At 47.6% G+C, this 24631-nt stretch carries 24 protein-coding genes; 2 read left to right on the top strand and 22 right to left on the bottom strand.

Annotated elements, in window-relative coordinates; genetic code table 11:
• Positions 1-40: 40 nt before the first annotated feature.
• From NSQ58_RS23450 to NSQ58_RS23385, 14 genes are all read right to left on the bottom strand, one after another.
• Positions 41-409 (bottom strand): putative DNA-binding protein, encoded by a 369-nt coding sequence (locus NSQ58_RS23450; protein WP_220031129.1) that lies wholly within the window; start codon positions 407-409, stop codon positions 41-43.
• 166 nt (positions 410-575) lie between these two features.
• A complete protein-coding gene (gene trhA, locus NSQ58_RS23445; RefSeq protein ID WP_023988168.1) occupies positions 576-1226 on the bottom strand; it encodes a PAQR family membrane homeostasis protein TrhA in 651 nt (216 codons plus the stop codon).
• A gap of 162 nt (positions 1227-1388) precedes the next feature.
• Complete coding sequence (ftsY, locus tag NSQ58_RS23440; RefSeq protein WP_028542736.1) at positions 1389-2405, bottom strand: signal recognition particle-docking protein FtsY; 1017 nt, start codon at positions 2403-2405, stop codon at positions 1389-1391.
• Positions 2406-2443: 38 nt separating this feature from the next.
• Positions 2444-6013, bottom strand: coding sequence for a chromosome segregation protein SMC (gene smc / locus NSQ58_RS23435; protein WP_028542737.1), 3570 nt, complete (start codon positions 6011-6013; stop codon positions 2444-2446).
• A 256-nt stretch (positions 6014-6269) separates the two neighbouring features.
• Positions 6270-6968 (bottom strand): ribonuclease III, encoded by a 699-nt coding sequence (rnc, locus tag NSQ58_RS23430; protein ID WP_013309856.1) that lies wholly within the window; start codon positions 6966-6968, stop codon positions 6270-6272.
• Between the two features lie 12 nt (positions 6969-6980).
• Positions 6981-8219 (bottom strand): beta-ketoacyl-ACP synthase II, encoded by a 1239-nt coding sequence (gene fabF, locus NSQ58_RS23425; RefSeq protein WP_023988165.1) that lies wholly within the window; start codon positions 8217-8219, stop codon positions 6981-6983.
• A gap of 228 nt (positions 8220-8447) precedes the next feature.
• Entirely contained in the window at positions 8448-8681 is a 234-nt protein-coding gene (locus NSQ58_RS23420) for an acyl carrier protein (RefSeq protein WP_007429985.1), read from the bottom strand.
• Between the two features lie 108 nt (positions 8682-8789).
• A complete protein-coding gene (gene fabG / locus NSQ58_RS23415) occupies positions 8790-9539 on the bottom strand; it encodes a 3-oxoacyl-[acyl-carrier-protein] reductase (RefSeq protein WP_023988164.1) in 750 nt (249 codons plus the stop codon).
• 50 nt (positions 9540-9589) lie between these two features.
• On the bottom strand, positions 9590-10534 hold the full coding sequence (gene fabD, locus NSQ58_RS23410) for an ACP S-malonyltransferase (protein ID WP_341058308.1): 945 nt from the start codon (positions 10532-10534) through the stop codon (positions 9590-9592).
• Between the two features lie 81 nt (positions 10535-10615).
• Entirely contained in the window at positions 10616-11605 is a 990-nt protein-coding gene (locus NSQ58_RS23405; RefSeq protein ID WP_023988162.1) for a beta-ketoacyl-ACP synthase III, read from the bottom strand.
• 8 nt (positions 11606-11613) lie between these two features.
• Positions 11614-12606 (bottom strand): phosphate acyltransferase PlsX, encoded by a 993-nt coding sequence (gene plsX, locus NSQ58_RS23400; protein ID WP_023988161.1) that lies wholly within the window; start codon positions 12604-12606, stop codon positions 11614-11616.
• Positions 12590-13186: a transcription factor FapR gene (fapR, locus tag NSQ58_RS23395; RefSeq protein ID WP_007429980.1), complete on the bottom strand. Its 597-nt coding sequence runs from the start codon at positions 13184-13186 to the stop codon at positions 12590-12592. The genes plsX and fapR overlap by 17 nt, the downstream gene beginning before the upstream one ends.
• Before the next feature lie 282 nt (positions 13187-13468).
• The gene (gene rpmF, locus NSQ58_RS23390; RefSeq protein ID WP_007429979.1) at positions 13469-13642 is read right to left on the bottom strand and encodes a 50S ribosomal protein L32; all 174 of its coding nucleotides are present in this window, start codon (positions 13640-13642) and stop codon (positions 13469-13471) included.
• Between the two features lie 187 nt (positions 13643-13829).
• The gene (locus NSQ58_RS23385) at positions 13830-14348 is read right to left on the bottom strand and encodes a YceD family protein (protein WP_023988160.1); all 519 of its coding nucleotides are present in this window, start codon (positions 14346-14348) and stop codon (positions 13830-13832) included.
• Positions 14349-14703: 355 nt separating this feature from the next.
• Here NSQ58_RS23385 and NSQ58_RS23380 point away from each other — a divergent pair, with 355 nt between their 5' ends.
• Positions 14704-15939: a nucleotidyltransferase gene (locus tag NSQ58_RS23380; RefSeq protein ID WP_341058306.1), complete on the top strand. Its 1236-nt coding sequence runs from the start codon at positions 14704-14706 to the stop codon at positions 15937-15939.
• On the opposite strand, the gene NSQ58_RS23375 is transcribed toward NSQ58_RS23380, so the two are convergent.
• The gene (locus NSQ58_RS23375) at positions 15929-16960 is read right to left on the bottom strand and encodes a YlbL family protein (RefSeq protein ID WP_069080952.1); all 1032 of its coding nucleotides are present in this window, start codon (positions 16958-16960) and stop codon (positions 15929-15931) included. The two genes, NSQ58_RS23380 and NSQ58_RS23375, sit on opposite strands and share 11 nt — an antisense overlap.
• A gap of 197 nt (positions 16961-17157) precedes the next feature.
• On the opposite strand from NSQ58_RS23375, the gene NSQ58_RS23370 reads away from it, so the two are divergent.
• Positions 17158-18441, top strand: coding sequence for a nucleoside recognition protein (locus NSQ58_RS23370; protein WP_069080953.1), 1284 nt, complete (start codon positions 17158-17160; stop codon positions 18439-18441).
• Here NSQ58_RS23370 and coaD read toward each other — a convergent pair.
• The 7 genes from coaD to NSQ58_RS23335 all read right to left on the bottom strand — a co-directional run bounded on the left by coaD (position 18404) and on the right by NSQ58_RS23335 (position 24562).
• A complete protein-coding gene (coaD, locus tag NSQ58_RS23365) occupies positions 18404-18925 on the bottom strand; it encodes a pantetheine-phosphate adenylyltransferase (RefSeq protein ID WP_069080954.1) in 522 nt (173 codons plus the stop codon). The two genes, NSQ58_RS23370 and coaD, sit on opposite strands and share 38 nt — an antisense overlap.
• Positions 18918-19559, bottom strand: a complete 642-nt coding sequence (gene rsmD, locus NSQ58_RS23360; protein WP_028542741.1) for a 16S rRNA (guanine(966)-N(2))-methyltransferase RsmD — start codon at positions 19557-19559, stop codon at positions 18918-18920. Before rsmD ends, coaD begins: the two co-directional genes overlap by 8 nt.
• Positions 19560-19873: 314 nt before the next feature.
• Positions 19874-19996, bottom strand: a complete 123-nt coding sequence (locus NSQ58_RS23355; protein WP_023988155.1) for a cyclic lactone autoinducer peptide — start codon at positions 19994-19996, stop codon at positions 19874-19876.
• 5 nt (positions 19997-20001) lie between these two features.
• Positions 20002-20517: an accessory gene regulator ArgB-like protein gene (locus NSQ58_RS23350; RefSeq protein WP_023988154.1), complete on the bottom strand. Its 516-nt coding sequence runs from the start codon at positions 20515-20517 to the stop codon at positions 20002-20004.
• The gene (locus tag NSQ58_RS23345) at positions 20510-21142 is read right to left on the bottom strand and encodes a hypothetical protein (RefSeq protein WP_023988153.1); all 633 of its coding nucleotides are present in this window, start codon (positions 21140-21142) and stop codon (positions 20510-20512) included. The genes NSQ58_RS23350 and NSQ58_RS23345 overlap by 8 nt, the downstream gene beginning before the upstream one ends.
• 171 nt (positions 21143-21313) lie before the next feature.
• Positions 21314-22432, bottom strand: coding sequence for an acyltransferase family protein (locus NSQ58_RS23340; protein WP_069080955.1), 1119 nt, complete (start codon positions 22430-22432; stop codon positions 21314-21316).
• Positions 22433-22744: 312 nt separating this feature from the next.
• A complete protein-coding gene (locus tag NSQ58_RS23335) occupies positions 22745-24562 on the bottom strand; it encodes an APC family permease (RefSeq protein WP_023988151.1) in 1818 nt (605 codons plus the stop codon).
• Between the last annotated feature and the right edge of the window lie 69 nt (positions 24563-24631).

Here is a 24631-nt window from a genome sequence, read left to right as displayed (position 1 = left end):
CCTTGTCTACCAGGGTTGTTTGTTCTTATATCTATGTGTCCTACAATTCCTGCAGGCGATTTACAATTTGATGGACATGTTGCAGAGTGCCTTCATCGGACTCACCGATTTTACCGAATGCCTCATACAACGTCTTATTTAATTCTTCGAGATCTTTGATTCTACGCTCATACTTACTTAGCAAACCAAGCTTTTCCTCGTACATTTCCAATACCTGTTCAGCACGTTTAATATGTTCATACACTGCCTGACGGCTAATTTGAAATTCCGATGCAATTTCCCCTAAAGAAAAATCATCATGGAAGTAATATTTTAAAAACATCTGTTGCTTCTCTGTAAGCAGAGGTTCATAGAAGTCAAACAGTCGGTTAATCCGGTTTGTCTTTTCCAGCCGATTCTCCTGACTCATCTTGCATACCTCCATCGTCAAGGAAAAACACTTTACAGTTCTTTTCAACGTTCCTTATGATACATAAAAGAAAAGAAGATGTCAAGCGTTATCCCTTGTCATACAAAAAAAAGCCGATCCACTGCCCTTAAACGGAAGTACGGATCGGCTTTTTGCCCACTGTTACTTAAACCCTTACTGGAGTAAGATACAGCAGAACAGCCAGAAAGTGAAGTATGCTGCCTGCCAAAACAAACAGATGCCAGATCGCATGGTGATATGGAAATGCCCGCCACACATAGAAAATCGTGCCCAACGTATACATAAGACCACCTACGAACAATAACGTCATCCCTCCGGCGGGAACAGTCGCAACCAGAGGATTCCAGGCAATGGTGATGAGCCAGCCCATCACAATGTAAAACACGGTAGACATAAACAGAAAGCGCTTGGTGAAAAACGCCTTGAACAACACACCAAACAGTGCAATCCCCCAAATCACTCCAAACAGCGTCCACCCCATAGTACCTCGCAGTGCAACGAGCATAAACGGGGTGTAGCTACCTGCAATGAACAGGTAAATGCAAGAATGATCGAATATTTCGAACAAATCTTTCATTTTCCCTTCACGCAGGCTATGAAGCAACGTTGAATTGGTGTACAACAGCAACATCGTAATCCCGTAAATCGTAAAGCTGACGACATGCCAAGTGGTTCCTTTCATGCTAGCAAAAACAATGAGCAACACAAGCGCTGCTACGCTTAAAACGGCTCCAATTCCATGTGTAATGGCGTTGGCTACTTCTTCCCGTCGGGAGTAGGTATAGGTGTTTGCCATCGGTTTTTCACCCGGCTTCCTGATTTATATTTTACATACAAGATACATTACATATACGGCATCGACAGACTTCTTGCTTTCATTATACATCTGGGCGAACTTGAGCAGCAACAGGATGGCTACTTAGTCCCAAACGTAGCATGAAAGCCTACTTTAAACGTATCAGTTCTGTTCTTCCTCACCTGTAGCAGTTGCTTCGACCGTCTCTTCCTGAATCAACCCCGCAAACAACGCATGAACGAATTGCTCGGAATCAAACGGTTGAAGATCATTCACTTTTTCACCTAAGCCCACCAGCTTAACAGGCAAATTCAGCTCCTGACGGATGGCCACAACAATTCCGCCCTTCGCTGTACCATCCAACTTCGTTAGTACCAGCCCGGTTACACCGCTTTTCTCACCAAACAGCTTGGCTTGGTTAAGTGCATTTTGTCCAGTCGTCGCATCAAGTACCAACAACACTTCATGTGGAGCATCTGGAATTTCGCGTTGAATCACACGGAAAATTTTGTTCAGTTCCTCCATTAGATTGCTTTTATTCTGAAGACGTCCTGCGGTATCACACAACAAAACATCCACTTGACGCTGCTTGGCAGCCTGTACGGCATCAAACATAACCGCAGCCGGATCGGAACCGGATTGCTGCTTAATAACCTCTACACCTGCCCGTTCGCCCCATACCTCCAACTGTTCAATCGCACCCGCGCGGAACGTATCCCCAGCAGCCAACAATACTTTTTTGCCCTCTTGTTTAAAACGGTGAGCTAACTTGCCAATGGTTGTTGTTTTGCCGACGCCATTGACTCCCACGAATAAAATGACTGTAATCCCGTCAGGATTCATTTTGAGCTGACTATTGTCATTACCCCGCAGCAACTCAGACAGCTTTTCTGACAATACAGGCTGTAACTCGGATGCGTCCTCGATTTTGCGCTTTTTCACTTCTTCTCGCAGGTCTTCAATGAGGTTCATAACCGTGTTGACGCCTACGTCCGCTCCGATCAGAATTTCTTCCAGTTCCTCATAAAATTCCTCATCAATCTTTTTACGGCGAATCATCAAGTCTGTTACTTTTTCAACAAAACCTTTACGTGTTTTTTCCAAACCATCTTTGAACTGTTTTGTGACAGATTCAGTTTTGTTTGCAATGCTTTCCTTCAATTTCCTAAAGAAACTCATGGATTCCCTCCGTTGGTCTGAAAGTATGTTATTTAATGTCAGGCAATCTCAGCTTCATCGTTGTCCAGCTTGACAGATACGAGTTTGGAAACCCCGCCTTCCTCCATCGTAACCCCGTATAGCACATCTGATTCTTCCATTGTGCCCTTGCGGTGTGTGACTACAATGAACTGTGTCTGCTCCGAGAATTCTCGTAAATACTGGGCAAAACGCACCACGTTTGCTTCGTCCAATGCAGCCTCTACTTCATCGAGTACACAGAATGGAACAGGTTTAACGTGTAAAATGGCAAATAGTAACGCCATCGCTGTTAACGCACGCTCACCGCCCGACAGTAGCTGCAAGTTTTGCAGTTTTTTGCCCGGTGGTTGAGCTACGATGTCGATTCCCGTCTCCAGCAAGCGTTCCGGGTCAAGCAGCACGAGATCAGCACGTCCGCCTCCGAACAGCTTGGAGAATACCGTTCCAAATTCGCGCCGAATAGCATCGAATGTAGTCTTAAAGCGTTTGGACATTTCTTCATCCATTTCACGAATAACCTGATAAAGCGTTGTCTTGGCCTCCACCAAATCAGACTTTTGCTCATCAAGAAACGTATAACGCTCATGCACACGCTGGTATTCCTCAATGGCACCTAGATTCACCTCACCTAACGCGGAAATACCACGTTTGAGCCTTTCTACCTCACTCTGCGTACCTTCAATATCTTCAGGTATAGGGTAACGCTGCTTGGCTAACTCATAGCTGAGTTCATAATCATCACTTAATTTTTTCAGAACATTTTCCAGTTCCACATCAAGTCGATTTACTCCAATTTCCGTTTGACGAAGCAACTCCTCCACTGACTTGAGCTGAATTCGTTGTTCTTTCGTGTCGTTCTCAGCCACTTCCAGCTTTTTGGACAAGCTGCTGCGTGCAGCCCGCTTGAATTCCAGTTGCTGTGCGGCTTCTTCCTTTTTCAAACGGTATTGATTGAGATTTTCAATCTGTTTCACGGTCTCCTGCTCATTGGTCAGCAAATCTGCTTCGATGGAAGCAAGCAAGGTCTTGTTTTGTCTCGAATCCTTACCAAGAGTATCATAATCCCCACGCAATCTGCGCAGCTGCTCTTCCAATGAAAAGCGCTCCTGGTCCAGCTTTCCTTCTCTTACCTTGAGATTCGTGAGCTCTCCCTGCAGCTGCTCTTTGGCAGATTCGTTGGCTTTACGGGCGAATTCGGCAGCGTGAATGGCCTGATGCGTTTTCTTCTCTTCTTCCTCCAGCGCAGCCAACTTTATCAACGCTTCTTCACGGGAAGTTTCCAGCTCCTTGATTTCCTGATCAAAGCCCTTTTTCTCCTGACCAGACGCAGCGACCTGCTCCAGAACATGACGAAGTTCATGCTCCAGTTGCTTGAGCTCCATTGCCATCTGCTGCTCTTCACCGCGCTTCACATCGCCGCCCTGACGCAACTCGTCCAGACGGGTCTGTGTCTCCTCCAGCTGGCGTTTGGTATCTATTGCACTCTGGCGCAACCTTGCAATTTGCTGCTCCGTATCTACAATGTCTTGATCCAACTGATCCAGCTGACGCTTACGTCCAAGCAGATTAGCATTTTTCTTGAACTGGCTTCCCCCAGTCATGGAACCCCCTGCATTGACAACATCGCCTTCCAAAGTGACCACGCGGTATCTATATTGGCAACGGGCCGCAATACGGTTTGCATCTTCCAACGTACGGGCAATGACCACATTCCCCAAGAGACTGCCTACAATTCCGGCATATCGATCATCATACTGAACAAGATCTGCACCGATCCCGACAAAGCCTTCAGCGCCTTCTGCAATTTGGCGTTCTCCTGCGCTGATTTGACGCGGGCGGATAACATCCATAGGCAAAAATGTCGCTCTGCCCAGTTGACGTTGCTTTAGAAAACTGATCGCCTGTCTGGATACGGATTCATTTTCCATCACGATATGCTGAACTGAAGCACCCAAAGCGGTTTCCATCGCCTGCTCTAAATGCTCAGGCACCCGAATCAGCTCCGCTACCGCTCCATGCACACCGTGCAAAGTTTCTTTTCGTGCAGCCTTCAATACCTCTTTAACTCCAAGCATGAAGCCGTCAAAGTCATCCTGCATTTCCTTCATTGTATCTCGCCGTGAAATTTGAGCCTCACGCTTTTGTTCCCATTTACGAACCGTACCCTGGTTTTCTTCCAGTAGTTTTTGCAGGGCCTGGTACTTTTCACTTCCCTGAATATAGCCACTACGCAAACTACTGATTTCCTGCCCCAGCTTCTGAACCGCAGCTTCCAATCCCTTTTTGCGCTGTTCAAGTTGTACTTTCTGGGCTTCCCATTTGCCGGATTCGTCACTTACGCGAGTCACACGCCGTTCCAATGCTTCCTTCTGTTGGTCTGTATAACGAATTTCGTTACGCGCCTGCGCCATCTGATTCATCAGCTCCAGCAGACCACCCTTTAGGCTTTCTTCCTGCTCCTGGCTGATTCCGCCTGTAACACCAATCAGTTTGGCCTCTTCGTCAGACAGCCGCCCACGCAACTCGTCAAGCTCTACATTCAGTGCAGACAGCTTTTCGTTCAGTTGATCCAGTTCACTCCTGCGCTCGGAATGCCGTGATTCGCTTGTGCTAAGTGATAAGATCAATTGTTCCCGATTAGCCTCCAGATTGCGTGTGCGCTCTTTGAGCAATTCGCCGTAGCCTTCACTTTTCTCCGTCGCTTCACTGTATTGCAGCAGATCCCTTTGCAACCGCTCTACTTGCTCCTCCAGCTGGCGTAATTCGTTGCGGTCGCTTTCCAGCATCGCATCGTGGCTGGACACCACCGTAGACAACTGAAGTTGCTCCTGCTGCAGCAAAGCTAGTTTGGAAGTCGCATCGCTCCACGAAGTATGAATTTGTTCAATTTGATGGACGTACATTGAAATTTCTTTGGATTTCAATTCACCGCGTAGCTCTTTAAAATGAATCGCCTTTTCAGACTGCTCCTTAAGCGGTCCAATCTGATCCTCCAGTTCACTAACCAAATCGTGAATACGCAGTAAATTTTGCTCCGTTTCATCCAGCTTGCGAACCGCATCTTTTTTACGCGATTTATATTTTACGATACCCGAAGCTTCCTCAAAAATACCTCGACGATCCTCAGATCGGGTACTCAGAATTTCTTCAATGCGTCCCTGTCCAATAATTGAATAAGCTTCTTTACCAATCCCTGTATCCATAAACAGCTCTGTAATATCTCGGAGTCTGCATGATTGCCGATTAATGAAATATTCACTATCTCCACTTCGATGTACACGTCGTGTTACCGTGACTTCACCAAAATCCAGAGGCAACGCCTGATCTTCATTATCCAACGTAAGCGATACTTCACCGTAATTAACAGCCTTACGAGCATCACTACCCGCAAAAATAATGTCCTCCATTTTGCCGCCACGCAGTGATTTGGCACTCTGTTCGCCAAGCACCCAACGAATCCCGTCGGAAATATTACTTTTTCCGCTTCCGTTGGGTCCGACGACTGCCGTAATGCCGCGGACAAATTCCATTTCCGTTTTATCTGCAAACGATTTGAAGCCCGCCAGCTCAATGCGCTTTAAAAACATGCTCAATCTCACCTCTAACATTTCAAATATGCTTGTACAACACCGTACACCTGATTGATATGAATTATCCCTATTGTAGCATAAACTAGCTTGTATAAAGCACAGTACCGACACTCACATTACACCAGCAAAGCCACGAAAAAAGAGCAAAACGCAGTCCATTCGCCATTACGGGCCGGGACTCCCCGCGGACTGCCCTTTGCTCTTACTTTGTGTCCCCTGCTTGCGTAACCCGTCCGGGCTGCTCAGGTACCGATTACGATTCTGCCAGCTTCAAACGGTTTAAAGCTACTGCCGCCGCTTGCTGCTCAGCTTCTTTTTTGGAGCGTCCCGTACCTGCCCCTAGCCGTTCGCTGTCCATATATACCTCAGCTACAAACTCGCGCTCATGGGCTGGTCCGCGCTCCTCTACAATCTTGTATTCAAGCATCCCCATGTTATGATGCTGCGTCAGTTCCTGAAGCTCTGTTTTGAAATCACTCATCTGAAGCTTACCGTTTAATACAATTTGAGGAAAAATATAACGTTCCAGAAACGACCGGACGGCCTCCAGACCCTGATCCAAATAAAGCGCACCTACGAACGCTTCGAATACATCAGCCAACAGAGCCGGACGAGTACGTCCACCTGTCAACTCTTCACCTTTTCCAAGCAGTACATATTGCCCAAACTCAAGCCCGACAGCAAACTTCACCAGAGAAGGCTCACAGACAATAGCTGCACGTAGCTTGGTGAGTTCGCCTTCGGGTCGATTAGGGTACTGATTGTACAATTGCTCGGACACCGTCAGTTCCAGAACAGCGTCACCTAAAAATTCAAGACGCTCATTGTCTGCATGCTGACTGAACCGATGTTCGTTTACGTAGGAAGCGTGCGTAAAGGCCTGCTTCAGAAGCTGCCGATTGTTGAATTGAATATGAAGTTTCTGCTGTAATTGCTTCAAGTCTCCACTCAACGAACTGACCCCTTATGCTTCATATTTTTTTAGAATAACCGTAGCATTGTGACCGCCAAAACCAAAGGAATTGGACATAACCACATTCAGTTCCGCTTTTCTCGGCTTATTAGGTACATAATCAAGATCGCATGCCGGGTCTTGATTATCCAAATTAATCGTTGGCGGAATCGTCTGATGCTGAAGGGCGAGACCACAGATCACGGCTTCAACGCCGCCCGCTGCACCCAATAAATGCCCTGTCATCGACTTAGTTGAGCTGATCGCTACCTTATAGGCATGCTCTCCCAGCGTTTTCTTGACTGCTTCCGTTTCGGATTTATCACCGACTGGCGTAGATGTACCATGTGCATTGATATAATCAATCTCTTCAGGATTCAATCCAGCATCACGGATCGCCATTCTAATGCAGCGTGCTGCTCCCTCTGGATCAGGCTCCGTCATATGATGGGCATCGCCAGAAAGACCGTAGCCAATCACTTCACCGTAAATACGCGCACCACGCTTCAAAGCATGATCCAACGATTCTAGAATAAGAACACCAGAGCCTTCGCCCATAACAAACCCGTCTCTTTCGGTATCAAAAGGACGGCTTGCCTTTTCAGGCTCGTCGTTACGCGTGGACATTGCTCGCATGGAACAAAATCCAGCCATACCAATCGGACGAATAGTCGCCTCAGCTCCTCCGCAAATCATGGCGTCTGCGTCACCACGCTGAATCATGCGGAAGGAATCACCAATAGCATGACTGCCCGTGGCACAAGCCGTAACCGGTGATGTATTGGGGCCTTTAGCACCGAGTGAAATTGACACTTGACCGGAACCCATATTAGCAATCATCATCGGGATGAAGAAAGGGCTTACGCGTTTAGGTCCTTTTTCAATCAGTGCGTTGTGCTGATCCTCCCAAGTTCCCAATCCACCAATACCGGAACCGACAGATACACCAACACGCTCAGCATCCGCATTTTCTCCGATTACAAGTCCGCTGTCCTCAAGCGCCAATTTACTAGCAGCAACCGCAAACTGCACAAAGCGGTCCATTTTACGCGCATCCTTACGTTCAATATAATCCTCTGGATTAAAATCTTTAATGGAAGCGGCTATTTTCGTAGTGTACTCACTTGTATCGAAAGCTTCGATTTCACTGACGCCGGATTTTCCAGCCATCAGATTATCCCATAGTGTGTTCAAATCCTGTCCCAGCGAAGTGATTACACCCATTCCTGTTATGACAACACGTTGTTTCAAAGATAATCACCTCTATGTCTACTGCATATTGTATTTTAAGACCGCACTCTCTTGTGCGTAAAAATAATATAGAATCAACTAAAGTTAGTAATGCCGCATACTCCTCAGCCTTTGACTAAGTGAAGCTGAGCCAGACTCAAAAACACGCGGCAATTCCGTCTTTAGTTCAATCTGTATAATTAGGAGAAAGTCCCGCCTGTAACAGAACGGGACTTTTGATGACATGAATTAGGTATGAGATTGTATGTACTTCACAACTTCACCTACAGTTGTAATTTTCTCTGCATCTTCATCAGAGATTTCCATATCAAACTCATCTTCCAATTCCATTACCAATTCAACTACATCGAGAGAATCAGCGCCTAAATCATCTTTAAAAGATGCTTCAAGTGTAACTTCGGCTTCGTCGGCTCCCAAACGGTCAACGACAATGCGTTTTACGCGCTCCAATACATCGGACATCCGGCTCACCTCCTCTTAGGTATTATACGAAAATTACAATTAAAATGCCATAGAAGAGAGTTTTCATTGACAACTCTTCATCGGGGCATGCGGATTGGCAACATGCTACTACATATACATGCCGCCATCCACATGCAAAGTCTGGCCCGTCATATATGAGGAAGCATCCGAGGCCAAGAACAGCACCACGTCAGCAATTTCCTCAGGCCGTCCAAGACGGGCCAGCGGAATACCGCTCAGCATATTGTCACGCAAATCATCAGCCAGCACCTGCGTCATCTCAGTATCGATGAATCCAGGAGCCACACAGTTCACTGTAATACCTCTCGAAGCAAGCTCTCGAGCAGAGGATTTGGTAAGACCAATTACCCCTGCTTTAGCAGCAACGTAGTTGGCTTGTCCTGCGTTGCCAAGTACACCAACCACGGAGGAGATATTGATAATTCGGCCAGAACGCTGCTTCATCATTGGACGTGTTGCCGACTTAAGACAATTAAACACACCCTTCAGATTCGTTTCGATCACCTGATCGAATTCCTCTTCCTTCATGCGCATGATTAAATTATCTCTTGTTATGCCGGCATTATTCACCAGGATGTCAATCTTGCCCCAAGCGCCAATCACATCCTTGATCAACTGATCTGCTTCGTCAGCGCGACCGACATTTGCCTGAACTGTAATAGCCTCTACACCTTTGGCACGAATCTGCTCTGCTACCTCAGTCGCAGCCGCTTCACTACCAGCATAGTTTACCGCCACATTAGCACCTGCTTCAGCCAGCGCCAGCGCAATACTACGGCCAATTCCGCGCGACGCTCCCGTAACGAGCGCCGTTTTTCCACTCAATGGCTTAGACATCATAGTCCCCCCTTGCAAGTATATAACCCGTTAAGGCAATGATTATACTTTTAACGGGCCTCCAAGGCTTCCGTTACAGAAGCAAACGACTCCAGGCTGCTTATATTATACAGCTTAACCGTTTTGTCGATTTTTTTAACCAGTCCAGTCAATACACTTCCCGGTCCAAACTCAACAAAGGTGTCAACACCTTGTTCTAGTAGCCATGCTACACTGTCTTCCCACAGTACCGGAGAATAGACCTGATCCACCAACAGTTGGCGAATTTCGCTCCCCTCACGTACAGGTTTAGCTGTTACATTAGCAACAACCGGAACCTGAGCTTTGGAGAAAGTTACAGCCTCCAACTTGCCGGAGAGCTTGGTCGCTGCTTCCTTCATCAATGACGAGTGGAAAGGACCGCTAACCTCCAGAGTAATAGCGCGCTTGCCTCCTGCTTCCTTCACACGTTCAGCGACAGCAGCTACGCCCTCCTTCGTACCAGATACAACAATTTGTCCAGGACAATTGATGTTGGCTAGTTCGACCAGTTGACCAGACTCCGTAATATCACGGCACAATGCTGCCAATGCTTCACGATCAGCTCCCAACACAGCAGCCATCCCGCCTTGCCCATCAGGAATGGCCTGCTCCATGAACTCGCCACGTGTACGAACGATTTCAACCGCATCCTCAAATGCGAGAACACCGGAAGCGACTAGCGCGCTGTATTCTCCTAGACTGTGTCCAGCCACATAATCGGGATGAATGCCCATTTCTTCCTTGAACGCTTCATACAACGCAATGCTCGCCGTTAACAGTGCAGGCTGCGTATTGGATGTTTGCTTCAAAGCTGTGTCCGGCCCTTCAAAAATCAGTGTGCTTAGTGCGAACCCTAACCGTTCGTCCGCTTGGCGAAATACTTCTGTTGCAGCTGGAACTGCTTCATAAGCATCTTTAGCCATACCTACAGCTTGTGAACCCTGACCGGGAAATATAAATGCCGTTTTGCCCATCGTGTATGCACCTCTCTGTATCCAATGCTTGTCCTGTAAAACACTACACAAATTCAATATTATATCAAAACTTCCATCTTATTACCAGACAAGAACCGACGCTCCCCAGGTCAAGCCACCGCCAAAGCCCACCATTAATACACGGTCGCCTTCCTTCATGCGGCCTTCCTCAGCTGCTTCCACAAGAGCGAGAGGGATTGATGCTGCCGATGTATTCGCATATTTATGAACATTAACAACTACCTTTTCCTCTGGTAAATCCAGACGTTGCATCGCCGATTGGATGATGCGAACATTGGCTTGATGCGGAACGAACAGATCAATATCATCTTTGGACAGCCCTGCTTTTTCCAACACATCGACCGTTGCCGTTCCCATAACACGAACCGCGAACTTGAACACTTCGCGTCCGTTCATGTAAATATAGTGCTGTTTATTTTCCAGTGTGTCTGCACTCGCAGGCAAACGCGAGCCTCCTGCTTCCAACTTGAGTAAGCTGCCTCCGGCACCCTCAGCCCCGAGATCAAAGGATTGGAATCCTCTACCTTCAGGCACTTCGCCAATCACTACAGCTCCTGCACCATCTCCGAATAGAACACAGGTATTGCGGTCGGTATAATCTGTAATCCGAGAAAGACAGTCTGCCCCAATGATTAATGCATTATTATAGATACCTGTCTTAATGAAGCTTGTTGCCGTAGCCAGTCCGTATACAAAACCCGAGCATGCCGCAGACAAATCGAAAGCTGCTGCGCCTTTGGCTCCCAATTTGTCCTGAAGAATGCAGGCAGTTGACGGAAACGCCATATCCGGTGTAACCGTAGCTACAATAATTAAATCCAGATCCTGTGCCGTCATACCCGCGGACTCCAACGCCTTAATTGCTGCTTCATAAGCTAAATCAGATGTAGCCTGCTCTGGAGCCGCAATATGGCGCTCCTGAATCCCTGTACGGCTGACAATCCATTCATCACTTGTTTCTACGATTGCTTCCAAATCTTTATTGGTCAGAATTTTCTCAGGTACGTATTTCCCTGTTCCGATAACACCAACCGGCCGTAATTTATTCATATCGTCACTCACTTCCTGCTGATTTCCTTGGATATACTTTCTACCAATCGGTTTTGCAAGGCCGTACGAGCCTGCCTTACCGCATTTTTGACGGCAACGCCGTCAGACGAACCGTGACTTTTCAGGACGAGTCCACTCAAACCCAGCAAAGGAGCCCCGCCATGCTCTTTATAATCCAATTTACCTTTCAGACTGCGAAGCTCAGGCATAATCAAGGCTGCCGCAAGCTTGGTCTTCAAGGATTTGGTGAATTGCTCTTTTAAGAGAGAAAATATGGCTCCGGCTGTACCCTCTAGCGATTTTAGCATGATATTTCCAGCAAATCCATCGCACACCAGTACATCGCAATTCCCGGTTAACACATCTCTCGATTCAACATTACCCACAAAATTGACAGGTAACTGCTCAATAAGTGGATATGCCAACTTCGTCAGTTCATTGCCCTTCCCAGCTTCGGTCCCCACATTCAGCAGACCCACCCTTGGAGAAGACACACCGTGAACTTTCTGACGATACAAGCTCCCCATCAGTGCATACTGGGCAAGATGCTCAGGCTTGGCATCCATATTGGCTCCCAGGTCCAGCGCTAGAATACCCTGATCATCTATCGTTGGTATCATCGGCGCGAGAGCCGGACGTTCAATGCCCTCCATTCTTCCAACCACCAGCAACCCTGTGGTCATTAGCGCGCCTGTATTACCTGCGGATATCATGGCATCCGCTTCGCCTTCTCTGACCATTCGACCAGCTACGACCATCGAGGCATCCTTTTTACGGCGCACTGCCTTTACAGGCTCGTCCTGCGCATCTATCATTTCGGATGCATGGCGAATGCTGAGGTTCGTCGGCAACGCCCTACCGTTCAGAACCGATTCAATTCGTTCCAGGTCACCAACCAGCGTAATGTCCGTATCCTTCCATTCCGCTGCCGCAGATAGCGCGCCCTCTACTGTCGCCTCAGGAGCATTATCTCCCCCCATGGCATCAATGGCGATCCGCATGCTGACTTCCTCCTTCGCTATACTCTTCCTCCGTGGAGCGATAAATGACAAAGTTGCCTTGGAACACCATTTCTTCTCCTACGTAGGCAAAGACTTCCACTTTAGCCTTCCCTTTTTGTTCTGGATTTGAGCGTACATATGCCTTGGCAATGCACTTCTCACCTAAATGAACCGGGCGGACAAAGCGTATATCCGCTGATGCAGTCAATGCTATCTCATCATTAATCACGGCAACGGCCAATGAATTGGCCTGAGCAAATACATAATGCCCCCGCGCAATGCCAGTACGCGAAAAAATATGTTCCTCTTTAATCTCAAAAATCGAAATACCGCTTCGATCCAACTGTAGATCAACGATATCCCCGATCACTTCATGCAAAGGCAAGGAACGAACCTGGTCGTAGGAGCGCTCAGCCATCAGCTTTAGCCGTTCCCGCAATTCTGGGATTCCCAGTTCCATCCGGTCCAGCCGAATAGTCTGAATACTTACCTTCAGCTGTCTTGTCAATTCCTGATCCGTTACGAACGGATTATCATCAATTAATTGAGTCAGCCGCTGCTGTCTCTGTCTCTTCGGCAAACGTTCGATGTCAGTGACGCCTCCTTTCCCTACAATAAACTGTCGTTCAGACGACAGTTCGGGTTACTTTACTTCACTTTCTAACGGCGAAACTTCAAGCCGATTTGTCTTCTTGTATGTATAAAGGAACCTCTTCGGCCCTTCTTTCTTAGAACCTGGTACTAAAACAGTATATAGCATGCTGACGTAAAAAGGAAGCATGCAGACAAAAAAAAGTAGCGCCTCACTGAAGTGAAGCGCTACTCTTCCTGCGAAGATTCCAAAGAATCCGCTTATCGGACATTATTGAGAGATGATCTCTCTAGCTTTGTACGTTCCGCAAACTTTGCACACATGGTGAGCAAGTTTCAATTCGCCGCATTCGGAGCATTTCACCATACCTGGTACTGCCAGTTTAAAGTGAGTACGACGTTTGTCGCGACGAGTTTTGGATGTTCTCCGTTGAGGTACTGCCATTATTCCCACCTCCTTAACCAGATCACCCCCGCATAGCGGGTATGACTTCTTATCTCATTCAAGACTGAAAGAAAATGCCAGAAGCAATTATCTTACAGCCGGTGAATCAAGCCTGCAACATCCACGCATCGGTTCAGTAACTCTCCGGCACAAGCGGATGATGATTTTTCAGAATTGAACTCAATTCTCATTTAAAAAAATCCTTAAGCCCTGCCAGACGCGGATCAATCTTTTCCGTATCGCCATCGTTACTGTCATCGGAGCCAATACTCCAGTTTTGTCCGGTCTTTGGTGCGATTCCCTGACAATCCTCACTGCACAAAGGCGCAAACGGCACATGCAGTACAAACAGTTCTTCACAATACGGTGCAATGTCGAAGGAGTCCTCCGTCACTGCGATAAAATCGCCATCTTCATCCTCCTCTTCAACACTCGAAGAGGTTTGCTTGAACCGTTCACGGAATTCAATCTTTAAATCCTCGTGCATCGGGCTTAAACAGCGTGAGCATAGCATGTCCAGACCTGCGGTCAACGTGCCTTCTACGCTCATCAAGCCTTGACCCAGACTAACGGCGACCAAGTCGGTCTCCAGCGGGGAAACGGCCGTAACATCAGCACGATCATCCACCAATTCACTCACATTAAGAGATTCACGGATAGGAAAAGGACCGTCACTTGTTGCTACTTTGCGAAAAAATAGTTGCATCACTATCACTCCAAACAAACAAAAATTATTATACCGACTGATCGAGTCGTTTGTCAACACCTTTCACTTTACACCACTCACAAATCCACCGGTTTTCCAATGGTTCGACAAGTTTTATGCAGAAGCAAAAATGCATTGTGCTAAACATGTACCGATGAGTATTCGTACCCCCGCCACTCTTCGTGTACAATAATGCGAGTATAAAGCTTTTTCGTCCAGGTCTCAATGGTCTTGTTCATGCCGACGATGAAAAACAGTATAGCTGCCCTGAAAACAATCATTCACGGGTACTTAACCATTATTATCAAAATAGTTACCCAATAAGTTACTTTAAGAAAGGAGCCGACATACGGTCTTGAAAACACTCGGTATGATTGTAGAGTACAATCCTCTGCATAACGGACATGTCCATCACTGGGAGGAGTCTCTTCGCATCACTGGTGCACAGCGCACAGTGGCTGTGATGAGTGGCCCTTTCCTTCAGCGGGGTGAACCCGCGATTACAGACAAATGGTCCCGCACCGAAATGGCACTCGCCATGGGTGTGGACCTGGTTCTGGAGCTGCCTGTGGCCTATGCCGTCCAGCCTGCAGAATGGTTTGCCCGCGGAGCGGTCGCCCTGCTCCATGCGACGGGCATCGTCGATGCGCTCTGCTTCGGTAGCGAGAGCGGAGACATCACCCCGCTGCGCGCGCTGGCCCGCGTGCTGGCGGCAGAGTCGGCCGAGCTCAAGGCCGGCATCGCGCAGCGCCTAAGCAGCGGCGCGAGCTATCCCGCTGCCTACGCGGGAGCCGCAGCCGCGCTGGCGGCCGAAGGAGAGGACGGCGCTGCGCTCGCCGCCCTCATGCAGCAGCCCAACAATACGTTGGGGCTGCATTACTTGATTGCGCTGGAAAGGCTGGGCAGCACAATCAAGCCCTTCACGGTAGCCCGCACGGGATCGGGCTACCATGAAGCCGCGGCCCCTACGGACGGAGTCATCGCCAGCGCCACGGCCATCCGCCGTCTGCTGCTGAACGGCGGGCCTGAGGCCGCGTCGCCGTACATACCTGCGGCGACACTGGAGATTTTGCGGCGCGAGTGGCAAGCCGAACGCGCGCCGCTGCATTGGGAAGCGTTCAGCCAGCCGCTGCTGAACGCTCTGATCACACGTAGCCCGCAGCAGCTGGCGGAGCTGCACGAGGTCACCGAAGGGCTGGAGCATCGTCTGCGGCAATCGCTGTACACGTTGCCCCAGCCTTCTGTGGAGGCCCTGCTCGCCGCTATCAAGACAAGGCGCTATACTCGTACGAAGCTTCAGCGGATGTTTACACATATTTTGCTGAATCATGCCAAAACCGATATGACTCCTGCTGAGCTGGCGAAAGGTCCGGGCTATATCCGCGTGCTCGGCTTTAACAGGGCTGGACGCGAGCTGCTGGCACGCATGAAGCAGACAGCCACCCTTCCGGTATGGGTCAAGCTGTCTGCCGGATCACATCCTCAGCTGGACTGGGATACAGCCGCAGCCACCATACACGCAGCCGGGATGCCACGTCCCGCCATCCGCGACATGTATGCTGATTACTTGCGACCGCCCATTATGGTTTGATGGGCAGCTTTTCCATATAATTCAGCGCATCGCCAAGCTTGCGAACCGGAACAAGCTTCATCCGGGTTCCAATTTGCTCAGCTTTGGCCTTCGCCTCTTTATAATTATCTGCAGGGACGAAAAACAAATCCGCATCCTGACGGTCAGCAGCAACTATTTTATACTTTGCACCACCAATCGCTCCAACCTGACCGTCCTTATCAATAGTACCCGTACCGGCTGCACGATATCCCTTACTCAGATCACCTGGTGTCAGTTGGTTATAGATTTCCATGGTAAACATCAAACCTGCCGAAGGACCGCCAACATCCGTAGATGTAAAATGAATCGTTTTACGTCCATCCTTCGGCTGTACCTTCTGTACCGTGGCAATACTGACGCCAAATCCAGAACGTTGCTTGCCCGTCTCACTGTCCATGATGGTCGTTAAGGGAGCTTGCACGGTCAGCAACTTTCCATCACGCTTTAGCTTCACTTTAGCCATTGTTCCCGGTTTTTCGTCCTCCAAAGCCTTCCGAATGAAACGATTATCGGTCACCCTCACTCCGTTCAGCTCCAATATTTCATCTCCAGGCTTGAACACGCTGTTCGAGCCCGGGACCTTAAATACATACACGTAATCTGGCACAATCCGATAGGGGACATGGGCACGGGTGTATGCAGCCTCCATTGCGGAAGATTGGGAATCCCCCATATACCATACCTGCTCTGCCGCATATTCGTCTTCACTTCTTCCATGCAGACGATCCTCTTTGCGTTGAATCTCCGAATTGCGGTCCAACTTGGACAGGCCCAACATGATAACATTGGCATAACGCGCCGATACCGTCGTCATCATAAAAGTCCCCCGTTCGATGCTGTCACCCTCCTGGACTCTAACCATCGGTTTGATCTCGTTTGCCCCACCTGGTCCATAGATCAGATAAGGGGTTGGCATATAGACCAGCACATAGACCATTGCAGCCAGCGTTAAGACATAACCGGTTGTAAAAAAAGCTCTTTTCCGGTTTATTCGTTTCATTGCTTCTCCCCCTTGCAGCCTAACTTCTCCTATCTTACCCAAGTGCCTCTACGCCACCTGTTCTCAAGCCTTCCGAAAAAGCATACATTGTTTACGACAACGTATACGAACAACCTATCCCAAGACAACGAACGTGAATAAACGCTGGAGACAGCATCCTACTCTCCTTAGTATATTTATGAGAGGTGAATTCTTTGATGCAAAAGGAATCCCATTCCGCTCCTTATTGGACAACCGTACTGCTTGGCCTTGGAGCCATTTTACTTGTACTGGCTGTTGTCGCTTCACCAGAAAAAGTATTTCAAGCCTCTACTCAAGGCCTTAAGCTATGGTGGAGTATTATTTTCCCGGCCATGTTGCCTTTTTTGATGCTGTCCGAAATGCTCATCGCCTTTGGTCTAGTACATGGACTAGGTGTCCTGCTGGAGCCGTTTATGCGATTCTGGTTCCGTCTACCCGGGCGAAGCGGCTGGGTGTTGGCCCTCGGCCTGACCGCAGGATTCCCGGCTGCTGCGGAAGCAGTGCGCCAATGGGCACAACAGGAGGATATGACCGCGTTTCAGCTTCGACGTCTAACCGCTATCGCTCATTTCTGCAATCCGATTACCATCCTGCTCGTCATCGGGACAGGGCTACTGCACAATGCTGCCGCAGGTGTGATGTTACTTGCCGTTCACTGGATTTCCGGGCTGCTGGCAGGCTGGATCACAGCCAGACTACCTGTACCGTCCAAAGAATTGCAAAAACGGGAAACACCAGCTGCCCTCCGGCGCACCTCAGTTTCCCGTACTTCTCCCTCCCTGATCCGATCCGCATGGGAAGCTACCCGCTCTGCCAGAGAACGGGACGGCCGCAGTTTCGGAAAACTGTTGGGCGAAACCGTATCCCATGCTGTACAGACGCTGATGGTGACAGGTGGATTCATTATTTTCTTTTCCGTACTGATTCGACTGCTGTCCATATATACAGGCCAAGGATCGCTTTCTTTCATATGGCCTGCCTGGATGGAAATCCATCTGGGTTCCTATGAAATCAGCCGTCTGCCCTTTGATCTCCGTACACAAGCAGCCCTGATCAGTGCTGTGTTGGGCTGGGGTGGCCTGTGCGGCTGGCTTCAAATTACCGCCGTCACCAGGCCTTCCGACAAGGGCATCACCTTCACCCTGTCACGAGTGCTCCATGGGATCATTGCTTTTGGACTTACCTTGGCGACATGGGTCCCGCTTAGCCGCATCTTCAGCAATACAACTCCCGCTTACGTCAGTCGCAGTTCTGTGTCTTCTTTTGCGGAAAGCGTAAATGAATCCGCCACGCATCCTGTCATGGCCGGAGCCAGCGGCTTATTAACACAAATTGAAGGAACATCTATGTACCCCTGGCAACTAACCGTACTGTCCATTGCACTGCTAGGTACAATTATAGTTACCCTGTTGGCCTTTTCCTTTATGACTTCATGGTGGAGCCGCCACGATTCGCGTTGACCTTCGCACGCAGTGCGTCTTCCACCTCCGGTGCCACCAGATCTACAACCTTGCCATCAAAATGCGCAATTTCCTTCACCATACTGGAACTCAGATATGAATAAGCTGGATTGGTCATCATAAAGATCGTTTCCGCATCCGGGTTCAGCTTATGATTTGTAGAGGCTAATTGTAGCTCATATTCAAAATCAGTCACCGACCGAATTCCTCTGACAATAACCTGGGCCCCTTTTTGACGTACATAATTAGCTGTCAGATCACGGAAGCTGTCCACTTCAACGTTCGGGATATCGCGAGTTACCATTCGCAGTAACTCCATTCGTTCCTCAAGTGAAAACAGCGGATTTTTACTAATATTGTTAAGAACCGCGACAATCAATAGATCAAACTGTCTGGCTGCTCTTTGGATAATATCCTGATGCCCCATCGTCACGGGATCAAAAGTTCCCGGATATACAGCAATACGTGGTTTGTGCTCAATCATGATGGTCCTCCCCGTCTGATTCGCTGATGCCGAATTTGACCCCTCCGGCTTCTGTATGTTCTACGACATCCGACAAAACATCGGCTGCAAAATGATAAATAGATAACGCCGTTTCACCATAAACTGCTTTTCTGACCTGTTCGAACGGCCCGAAGCTTTCCGGATATTCATGTCCCGATTCATACTCCAGCACGATGATTGCATCTGAACGAAGCAAGTTCAACTCAGCCATACGGCTCATTAATTCATCTCCGTGTTTGAGACGATAGGGTGGGTCCAGAAAAACAGCATCAAAAAGAGCTCCACGTTTTGCCAGCACCTTGAGCGCTCGTCCGGCATCATTGCGGAACACTTCAGCCTGTCCTTCCAATCCAGTTTTTCGCAAATTTTCTTTAATGACATCAATGCTTTTGGATTCCATATCAATAAAAACAGCCTTGTCCATTCCCCGGCTAAGCGCCTCTATACCCAGGCCACCACTGCCAGCAAACAGATCAAGTGCGACTCCCCCATCAAAATAAGGACCTATCATGCTAAATAGCGCTTCCTTGACCTTATCCGTGGTCGGCCGCGTCCCTGTGCCGGGAACTGCCTTTAACGGCCTTCCTTTGGCACTACCCGATACCACTCTCACGCTGAAACTCACCTATTTTCTATATGTGTTCATAACCATATAAGATTATGACGCTATCGTACCACATGCACCGCCGTTTGAAAAACTTAGGATGAGGCAGGTATAAAAAACCATTCCCTGGGCATCCTTAGGATATCGGCATTCAACCAATGTCGTAGACAACCGCGGAGAAGACTTACGTTTCCCCATAAGCTCTTCGTCCGGTTTCTCCTCTCCCATTCGGGCGCTCTTTAATGGAGCGCCTGATTTTTTTGCATAAAAAGAAGCTGCTTAATAGCAGCTCTATGTATCATTTTTCTATTTCGGCATTTTGTTTATTTCAGCAGTTCCTCGGGTGTATCCCCTTGATAAACATACACGTAACTCGCCACTGATACAGCAAATGTTGCAAACATAGACAACGATGTAGCTAATCCATATACCATTTTCCTCATCATTCCACTCACCTCCTTCCCCGGATCAATGTTAGGCTCTGGACCAAAAAAGCAATAGCCACTACAGAGGAACCGATTACAAAATTAGTACATACAAGCAAGGAGGATAACAGTCGCAAGAGGGGATAAAATTGTACTGGAATGCGCGACTGCTTTTCAATTCTGGACGGGGCAAAACATAAAACGAGAATGAGAGCTATTCCGGTAAACAGGTTTGTCCACCAACTATTTAAGGCCATGCAGGATATGTAAGTAAAAGCTGCTGAGGTCACCAACACACATGCCATGCCCGTTTTCAAATGAATGCCTCCTGATATTTGGCGCAGCAGGGCGAAAGCGACGAGAATCATTACAGCCTCTACCATCCGCCCCGTGAAGATTGAGGCGAATAGTGTTAACACGATGATCATGGACGCATTCAGAATGAGAGCAAGTGCGTATTTAAGTACCGCGACAGAGGCCGGATGATCAGGCACAGTACGTTTGATCTGGTTAGCAAGTTTGAAAGCCATCGCTTCAATCATCCCGGTATTCCTTTCCGATTGCATAATAGATGAAAAATCCCGAAACCAGTGCAAAAAATATCATATTTAACCATACCTCGTTATAGTAGAGCACAATAGAAGTTGAAATGAGCGACAGGATAATCAGCGTGATGACAATTCCATATTCCTCTTTGAACTTTAGCTTCTTGAAATTAGGGGAAAAGCCGATCCCTTTTCGATACAACATCAATGAAATAAGCAGTCCTACTGCCGCGCTTACCACTTGTAGCAGATAGCCCTTCAAGGACCCATCCTGCAGCTCAGAAACCGGAAGGTTGCCGAACATGACTTTTAGGAATACCGACTGAACAACGGCATATGCAAAATAACCTGTAACCGTCATAATACCGGACCACACAATCGGAATCTTCACGACCGTAGCAAGTAAAAAAATAAAAAGCAGCATATTTACGACAGGCACCAAATACGAAAAGGAAAACTCCTCTCGGAGCATATAACTTTGCAAATTCATAATCAGGTTAACAAAAATGGCCTGCCATAGATAAGGGGTCATTTTAACTTTAAAAATACTCAAAATCAGCGCAAAAACAGCTACTCCCTCAAGCGTGGAGAAAAGCAAAAAGCCGATTGGCTTCAAAAGCATGCGTGCATCTCCTTTACAATTCCAACAAACCTCATCGGTGTATTCAAAAACTTGGATGTACATCGAATATAAAGGGCTGGGAGCTACTTTTCAAGAGGTCTTTTCAATTATTTCATAGATTTATTCAAGCACTTCAACCAAATGTTATCGGATGCTGTTTCAAGTTGCAGCTTAGGCAACACTTTCTTTGACCGAATCTCCCTGCTTGAGCACAGGCTTCATACGTGATATAAGCTTTTTCCCCCAACGGATGCCGGGCTGTTCAATCCACGAGTAGGTAAACCAGGATAGTCCGATGGTGAATAGCAACGTCATGATAAACATAAGTGTGAGGCTGACTAGGGGAGCAAAAGGTAGTTTAACCTGTACGATTAGTCCCAGAACCAGCATATGCGTCAAATACATGCTGTAGCTAAGGCGGCCGATCCATGACCACACCCGATTAAGTAGCCAGATCGGCTGCCAGTGATACAAAGCATACGCTCCCAGCAGCAACCCGACACCTATGAGATAATCGGTCATGCCTCCAAAAAACGCAAATAGCACAGAAACCAGCAGCCAACCTCCACTGACCCGGTCTATACTTTTCCAATGCCGCTCGTCTTTCCAAATGAAAAACAACAATATACCTAGCCCAAAGACAGGCAATTGATTCGGAAACCATAAATACAGATAGTGCCCCCATAAAGAGTGATCATTAATCCATGGATATTGAACAAATACCGTATTTAGCCCGAAGCTTACCACAAGTGCCATCACAACAAACCAGGTCGCATGGCGGACTGATCGGATCAGCTTAAATAATAGGGGGATAAACAGATAAAACATACATTCCACCGCAATGGACCATTCCACACCAATAATGCTGTTGATCCAGTACGGATTCAGACCATTCAAAAACAGGAAATGAGCAGTGATATTGGTGGCAGTGACTCCCTCCTGATCTCCAAGCCAAAATCGTGGACCTGTCCCGTTCACAACCAAATAGATTCCTAACATCACGTAATACAAAGGAGCAATTCGAAAAAAACGACGCAACAGGTAAGCTGAAGTTCTTTCCCTCTTGTCACCTGAACGTCTGCTCAAGGACAGAAATAGTGTAAAAGCGCTGGCCATATAAAATAAAGCGACTCCTTTAGCTCCTATACTCAAGCCTTTTTGCAACCATCCGTTTAATCCGTCTACATGCTGGCTGACATGCACAAGTAAAACTCCAATAATAGCCAGCGCCCTCAGCGTATCTACAAATTGCAGCTTGTCATCTTCCATTTTCCCCTTGGCTTCGGGCATCGTATCCCTCCATAACAGTTTCGAATGATACATTTCGTATCTATAATACACAAAATGTATCACCAAAGTAAATATCTCCGTTATGCAAAAAAACACCCTCCGACCGCAAAGAAATGCGGCCAAAAGATGTTCATTTTGTCCTTGCTATAGTCAGCTCACGCAAATGAGTATGGGCTAATTGGCAGTGACTTTATTTCAGGATTTTGCAAAATTCGATTCCAGTCGCTCCGAAGTGCAAGATATAGACGAACTAAAGCATTTCGATCTATATCCTGTTCATCGGAAGTCGCTTATGGGATTTTTGCAAAATCCTCATTTGTTTAAATGAAAAGGTACGGTCGTTACGATCACGTCTTTGTAATTAATCAAATAAGCTCTCATCAGTAAGCTGGTCTGATTGTGTAGAATATTTTCCCACCAGTGCTTGGTGATGAATTGTGGAATGAGAACAGTGATATGGTCCTCGTCTGCTTTTTTCCACTCTACTGTATCGATGAACTTGCGGAGCGGATTAATGATGCTGCGATAACGGGATCTCAGCACTACTAAACGTATGCCCACGTCCCACTCTTCCCACTTCTGTTCCATTTTTTGAATCGCCTCATCATCCACACCCACATATACGGCAACCACATTATCCGACAAGGTTTTGGCATAGCTGATCGTATTCATAACGACTCGCGTAATACCTGCCACCGGAATAATAATCGTATTGCCTTTCACCATAGGTTTATCCTTGGTAATATCAATGCGCAGTTGTTCAGCCGTATTTTTGTAATGCCTGTTGATCTTCATAAAGAAATACAGAACCAAAGGCAGAAAGATAAAGATTACCCACACCTGGCTAAATTTGGTGAAAATAAAGATGAGCGTAATCGACAGCGTGGTCAGCATCCCAACCGTATTAATAGCAAGTTTGACGATCCAGCCTGGCGGTTTGAGCTTGATCCAGCGAATCATCATGCCAAGTTGCGAGAGCGTGAACGGAATAAATACCCCTACGGCATAAAGCGGGATCAGATTTTCTGTGTTTCCGCCAAATACGATAACCAGCAATGCCGAGAAGATACTCAGAAACAGAATACCATTAGAGTATCCAAGCCGATCTCCACGAACCATGAACATGTGCGGCATGTATTTGTCCTTCGCGAGCATAAAAGCAAGCAATGGAAAGGCCGAATAGGCTGTATTCGCCGCCAAAAACAAGATGAGCGCCGTTACGCCCTGAATGATGTAATACATCACACCGCGCCCGAAAGTGGCGTTCGCAATTTGCGAAATGACCGTTTCATGCGGATTAGGACGAACACCGTACCAATAAGCCAGCAAACTAATTCCGATAAACATACACCCGAGAATCAAACCCATCATCATTAGTGTAGTTGCTGCATTTTTGGCAGCTGGCTTGCGGAAGTTCGGAATGGCATTCGAGACAGCCTCTACCCCAGTTAACGCCGAGCAACCCGAGCTGAACGCCTTCAGTAGCAGGAACAGGCTGACGTTGGATACCGTAGCTCCAAATTGCGGTGCTGCAGCATGAGCCCCCCCTGCCACGTAATGAATGATACCGCTAATAATCAAAACAAAAATAGCAACAACAAATAAGTAAATCGGTACAGCCAGCACCGAGGCAGATTCTGTCACCCCGCGCAAGTTCATAATAGTCAAAAAGATAATCATAATCAGAGCAATGGCGATCCGATGATCATGTAACGACGGGAACGCAGATGTAATGGCATCTGTACCTGCTGATGAGCTAACTGCTACCGTCAGAATATAATCGACCAGCAAAGAACCACCTGCAATCAGACTCGGACTCTTTCCCAAATTGTCCTGTGCAACAATGTACGCTCCGCCACCACCAGGATAGGAAAATATGGTCTGTCTATAGGACAGGATCAGAATGATCAGCAAACCCAATACCGCAATGGATATAGGAATGGAATACCATAGGGCAGCGAAGCCAGCTGTAATTAAAACCAGCAGAATTTGCTCCGTTCCGTAAGCTACAGAGGACAAGGCATCTGAGGACAGAATGGCCAGTGCCTTGAGCTTATTCAGTTTCTCATCTTCAAGGGCCGTCGACTTTCGCGGACGACCGATTAATAATCTTTTGACTTTACTCAGCATTTCGTTGACTCCTTCTTTGGATGAGGGTTTTGCAAAAGAACTATGGATCTTATGTTTATTATGTCACCT

Source organism: Paenibacillus sp. FSL M7-0134 (assembly GCF_038007865.1).
GTDB classification, from domain to species: Bacteria; Bacillota; Bacilli; order Paenibacillales; family Paenibacillaceae; genus Paenibacillus; species Paenibacillus polymyxa_B.
Note: the sequence above shows the minus strand (reverse complement) of the source record. Positions and strands in the feature narration are given on the sequence as shown.

Bases quoted from the DNA above. Each gene is read 5' to 3' on its own strand.
- NSQ58_RS23450 (WP_220031129.1), bottom strand. From the start codon at position 409: ATGAGTCAGGAGAATCGGCTGGAAAAGACAAACCGGATTAACCGACTG.
- trhA (WP_023988168.1), bottom strand. From the start codon at position 1,226: ATGGCAAACACCTATACCTACTCCCGACGGGAAGAAGTAGCCAACGCC.
- ftsY (WP_028542736.1), bottom strand. From the start codon at position 2,405: ATGAGTTTCTTTAGGAAATTGAAGGAAAGCATTGCAAACAAAACTGAA.
- smc (WP_028542737.1), bottom strand. From the start codon at position 6,013: ATGTTTTTAAAGCGCATTGAGCTGGCGGGCTTCAAATCGTTTGCAGAT.
- NSQ58_RS23420 (WP_007429985.1), bottom strand. From the start codon at position 8,681: ATGTCCGATGTATTGGAGCGCGTAAAACGCATTGTCGTTGACCGTTTG.
- fabG (WP_023988164.1), bottom strand. From the start codon at position 9,539: ATGTCTAAGCCATTGAGTGGAAAAACGGCGCTCGTTACGGGAGCGTCG.
- fabD (WP_341058308.1), bottom strand. From the start codon at position 10,534: ATGGGCAAAACGGCATTTATATTTCCCGGTCAGGGTTCACAAGCTGTA.
- NSQ58_RS23405 (WP_023988162.1), bottom strand. From the start codon at position 11,605: ATGAATAAATTACGGCCGGTTGGTGTTATCGGAACAGGGAAATACGTA.
- plsX (WP_023988161.1), bottom strand. From the start codon at position 12,606: ATGCGGATCGCCATTGATGCCATGGGGGGAGATAATGCTCCTGAGGCG.
- rpmF (WP_007429979.1), bottom strand. From the start codon at position 13,642: ATGGCAGTACCTCAACGGAGAACATCCAAAACTCGTCGCGACAAACGT.
- NSQ58_RS23385 (WP_023988160.1), bottom strand. From the start codon at position 14,348: ATGCAACTATTTTTTCGCAAAGTAGCAACAAGTGACGGTCCTTTTCCT.
- NSQ58_RS23375 (WP_069080952.1), bottom strand. From the start codon at position 16,960: ATGAAACGAATAAACCGGAAAAGAGCTTTTTTTACAACCGGTTATGTC.
- NSQ58_RS23370 (WP_069080953.1), top strand. From the start codon at position 17,158: ATGCAAAAGGAATCCCATTCCGCTCCTTATTGGACAACCGTACTGCTT.
- coaD (WP_069080954.1), bottom strand. From the start codon at position 18,925: ATGATTGAGCACAAACCACGTATTGCTGTATATCCGGGAACTTTTGAT.
- NSQ58_RS23355 (WP_023988155.1), bottom strand. From the start codon at position 19,996: ATGATGAGGAAAATGGTATATGGATTAGCTACATCGTTGTCTATGTTT.
- NSQ58_RS23350 (WP_023988154.1), bottom strand. From the start codon at position 20,517: ATGATTGAAGCGATGGCTTTCAAACTTGCTAACCAGATCAAACGTACT.
- NSQ58_RS23345 (WP_023988153.1), bottom strand. From the start codon at position 21,142: ATGCTTTTGAAGCCAATCGGCTTTTTGCTTTTCTCCACGCTTGAGGGA.
- NSQ58_RS23340 (WP_069080955.1), bottom strand. From the start codon at position 22,432: ATGCCCGAAGCCAAGGGGAAAATGGAAGATGACAAGCTGCAATTTGTA.
- NSQ58_RS23335 (WP_023988151.1), bottom strand. From the start codon at position 24,562: ATGCTGAGTAAAGTCAAAAGATTATTAATCGGTCGTCCGCGAAAGTCG.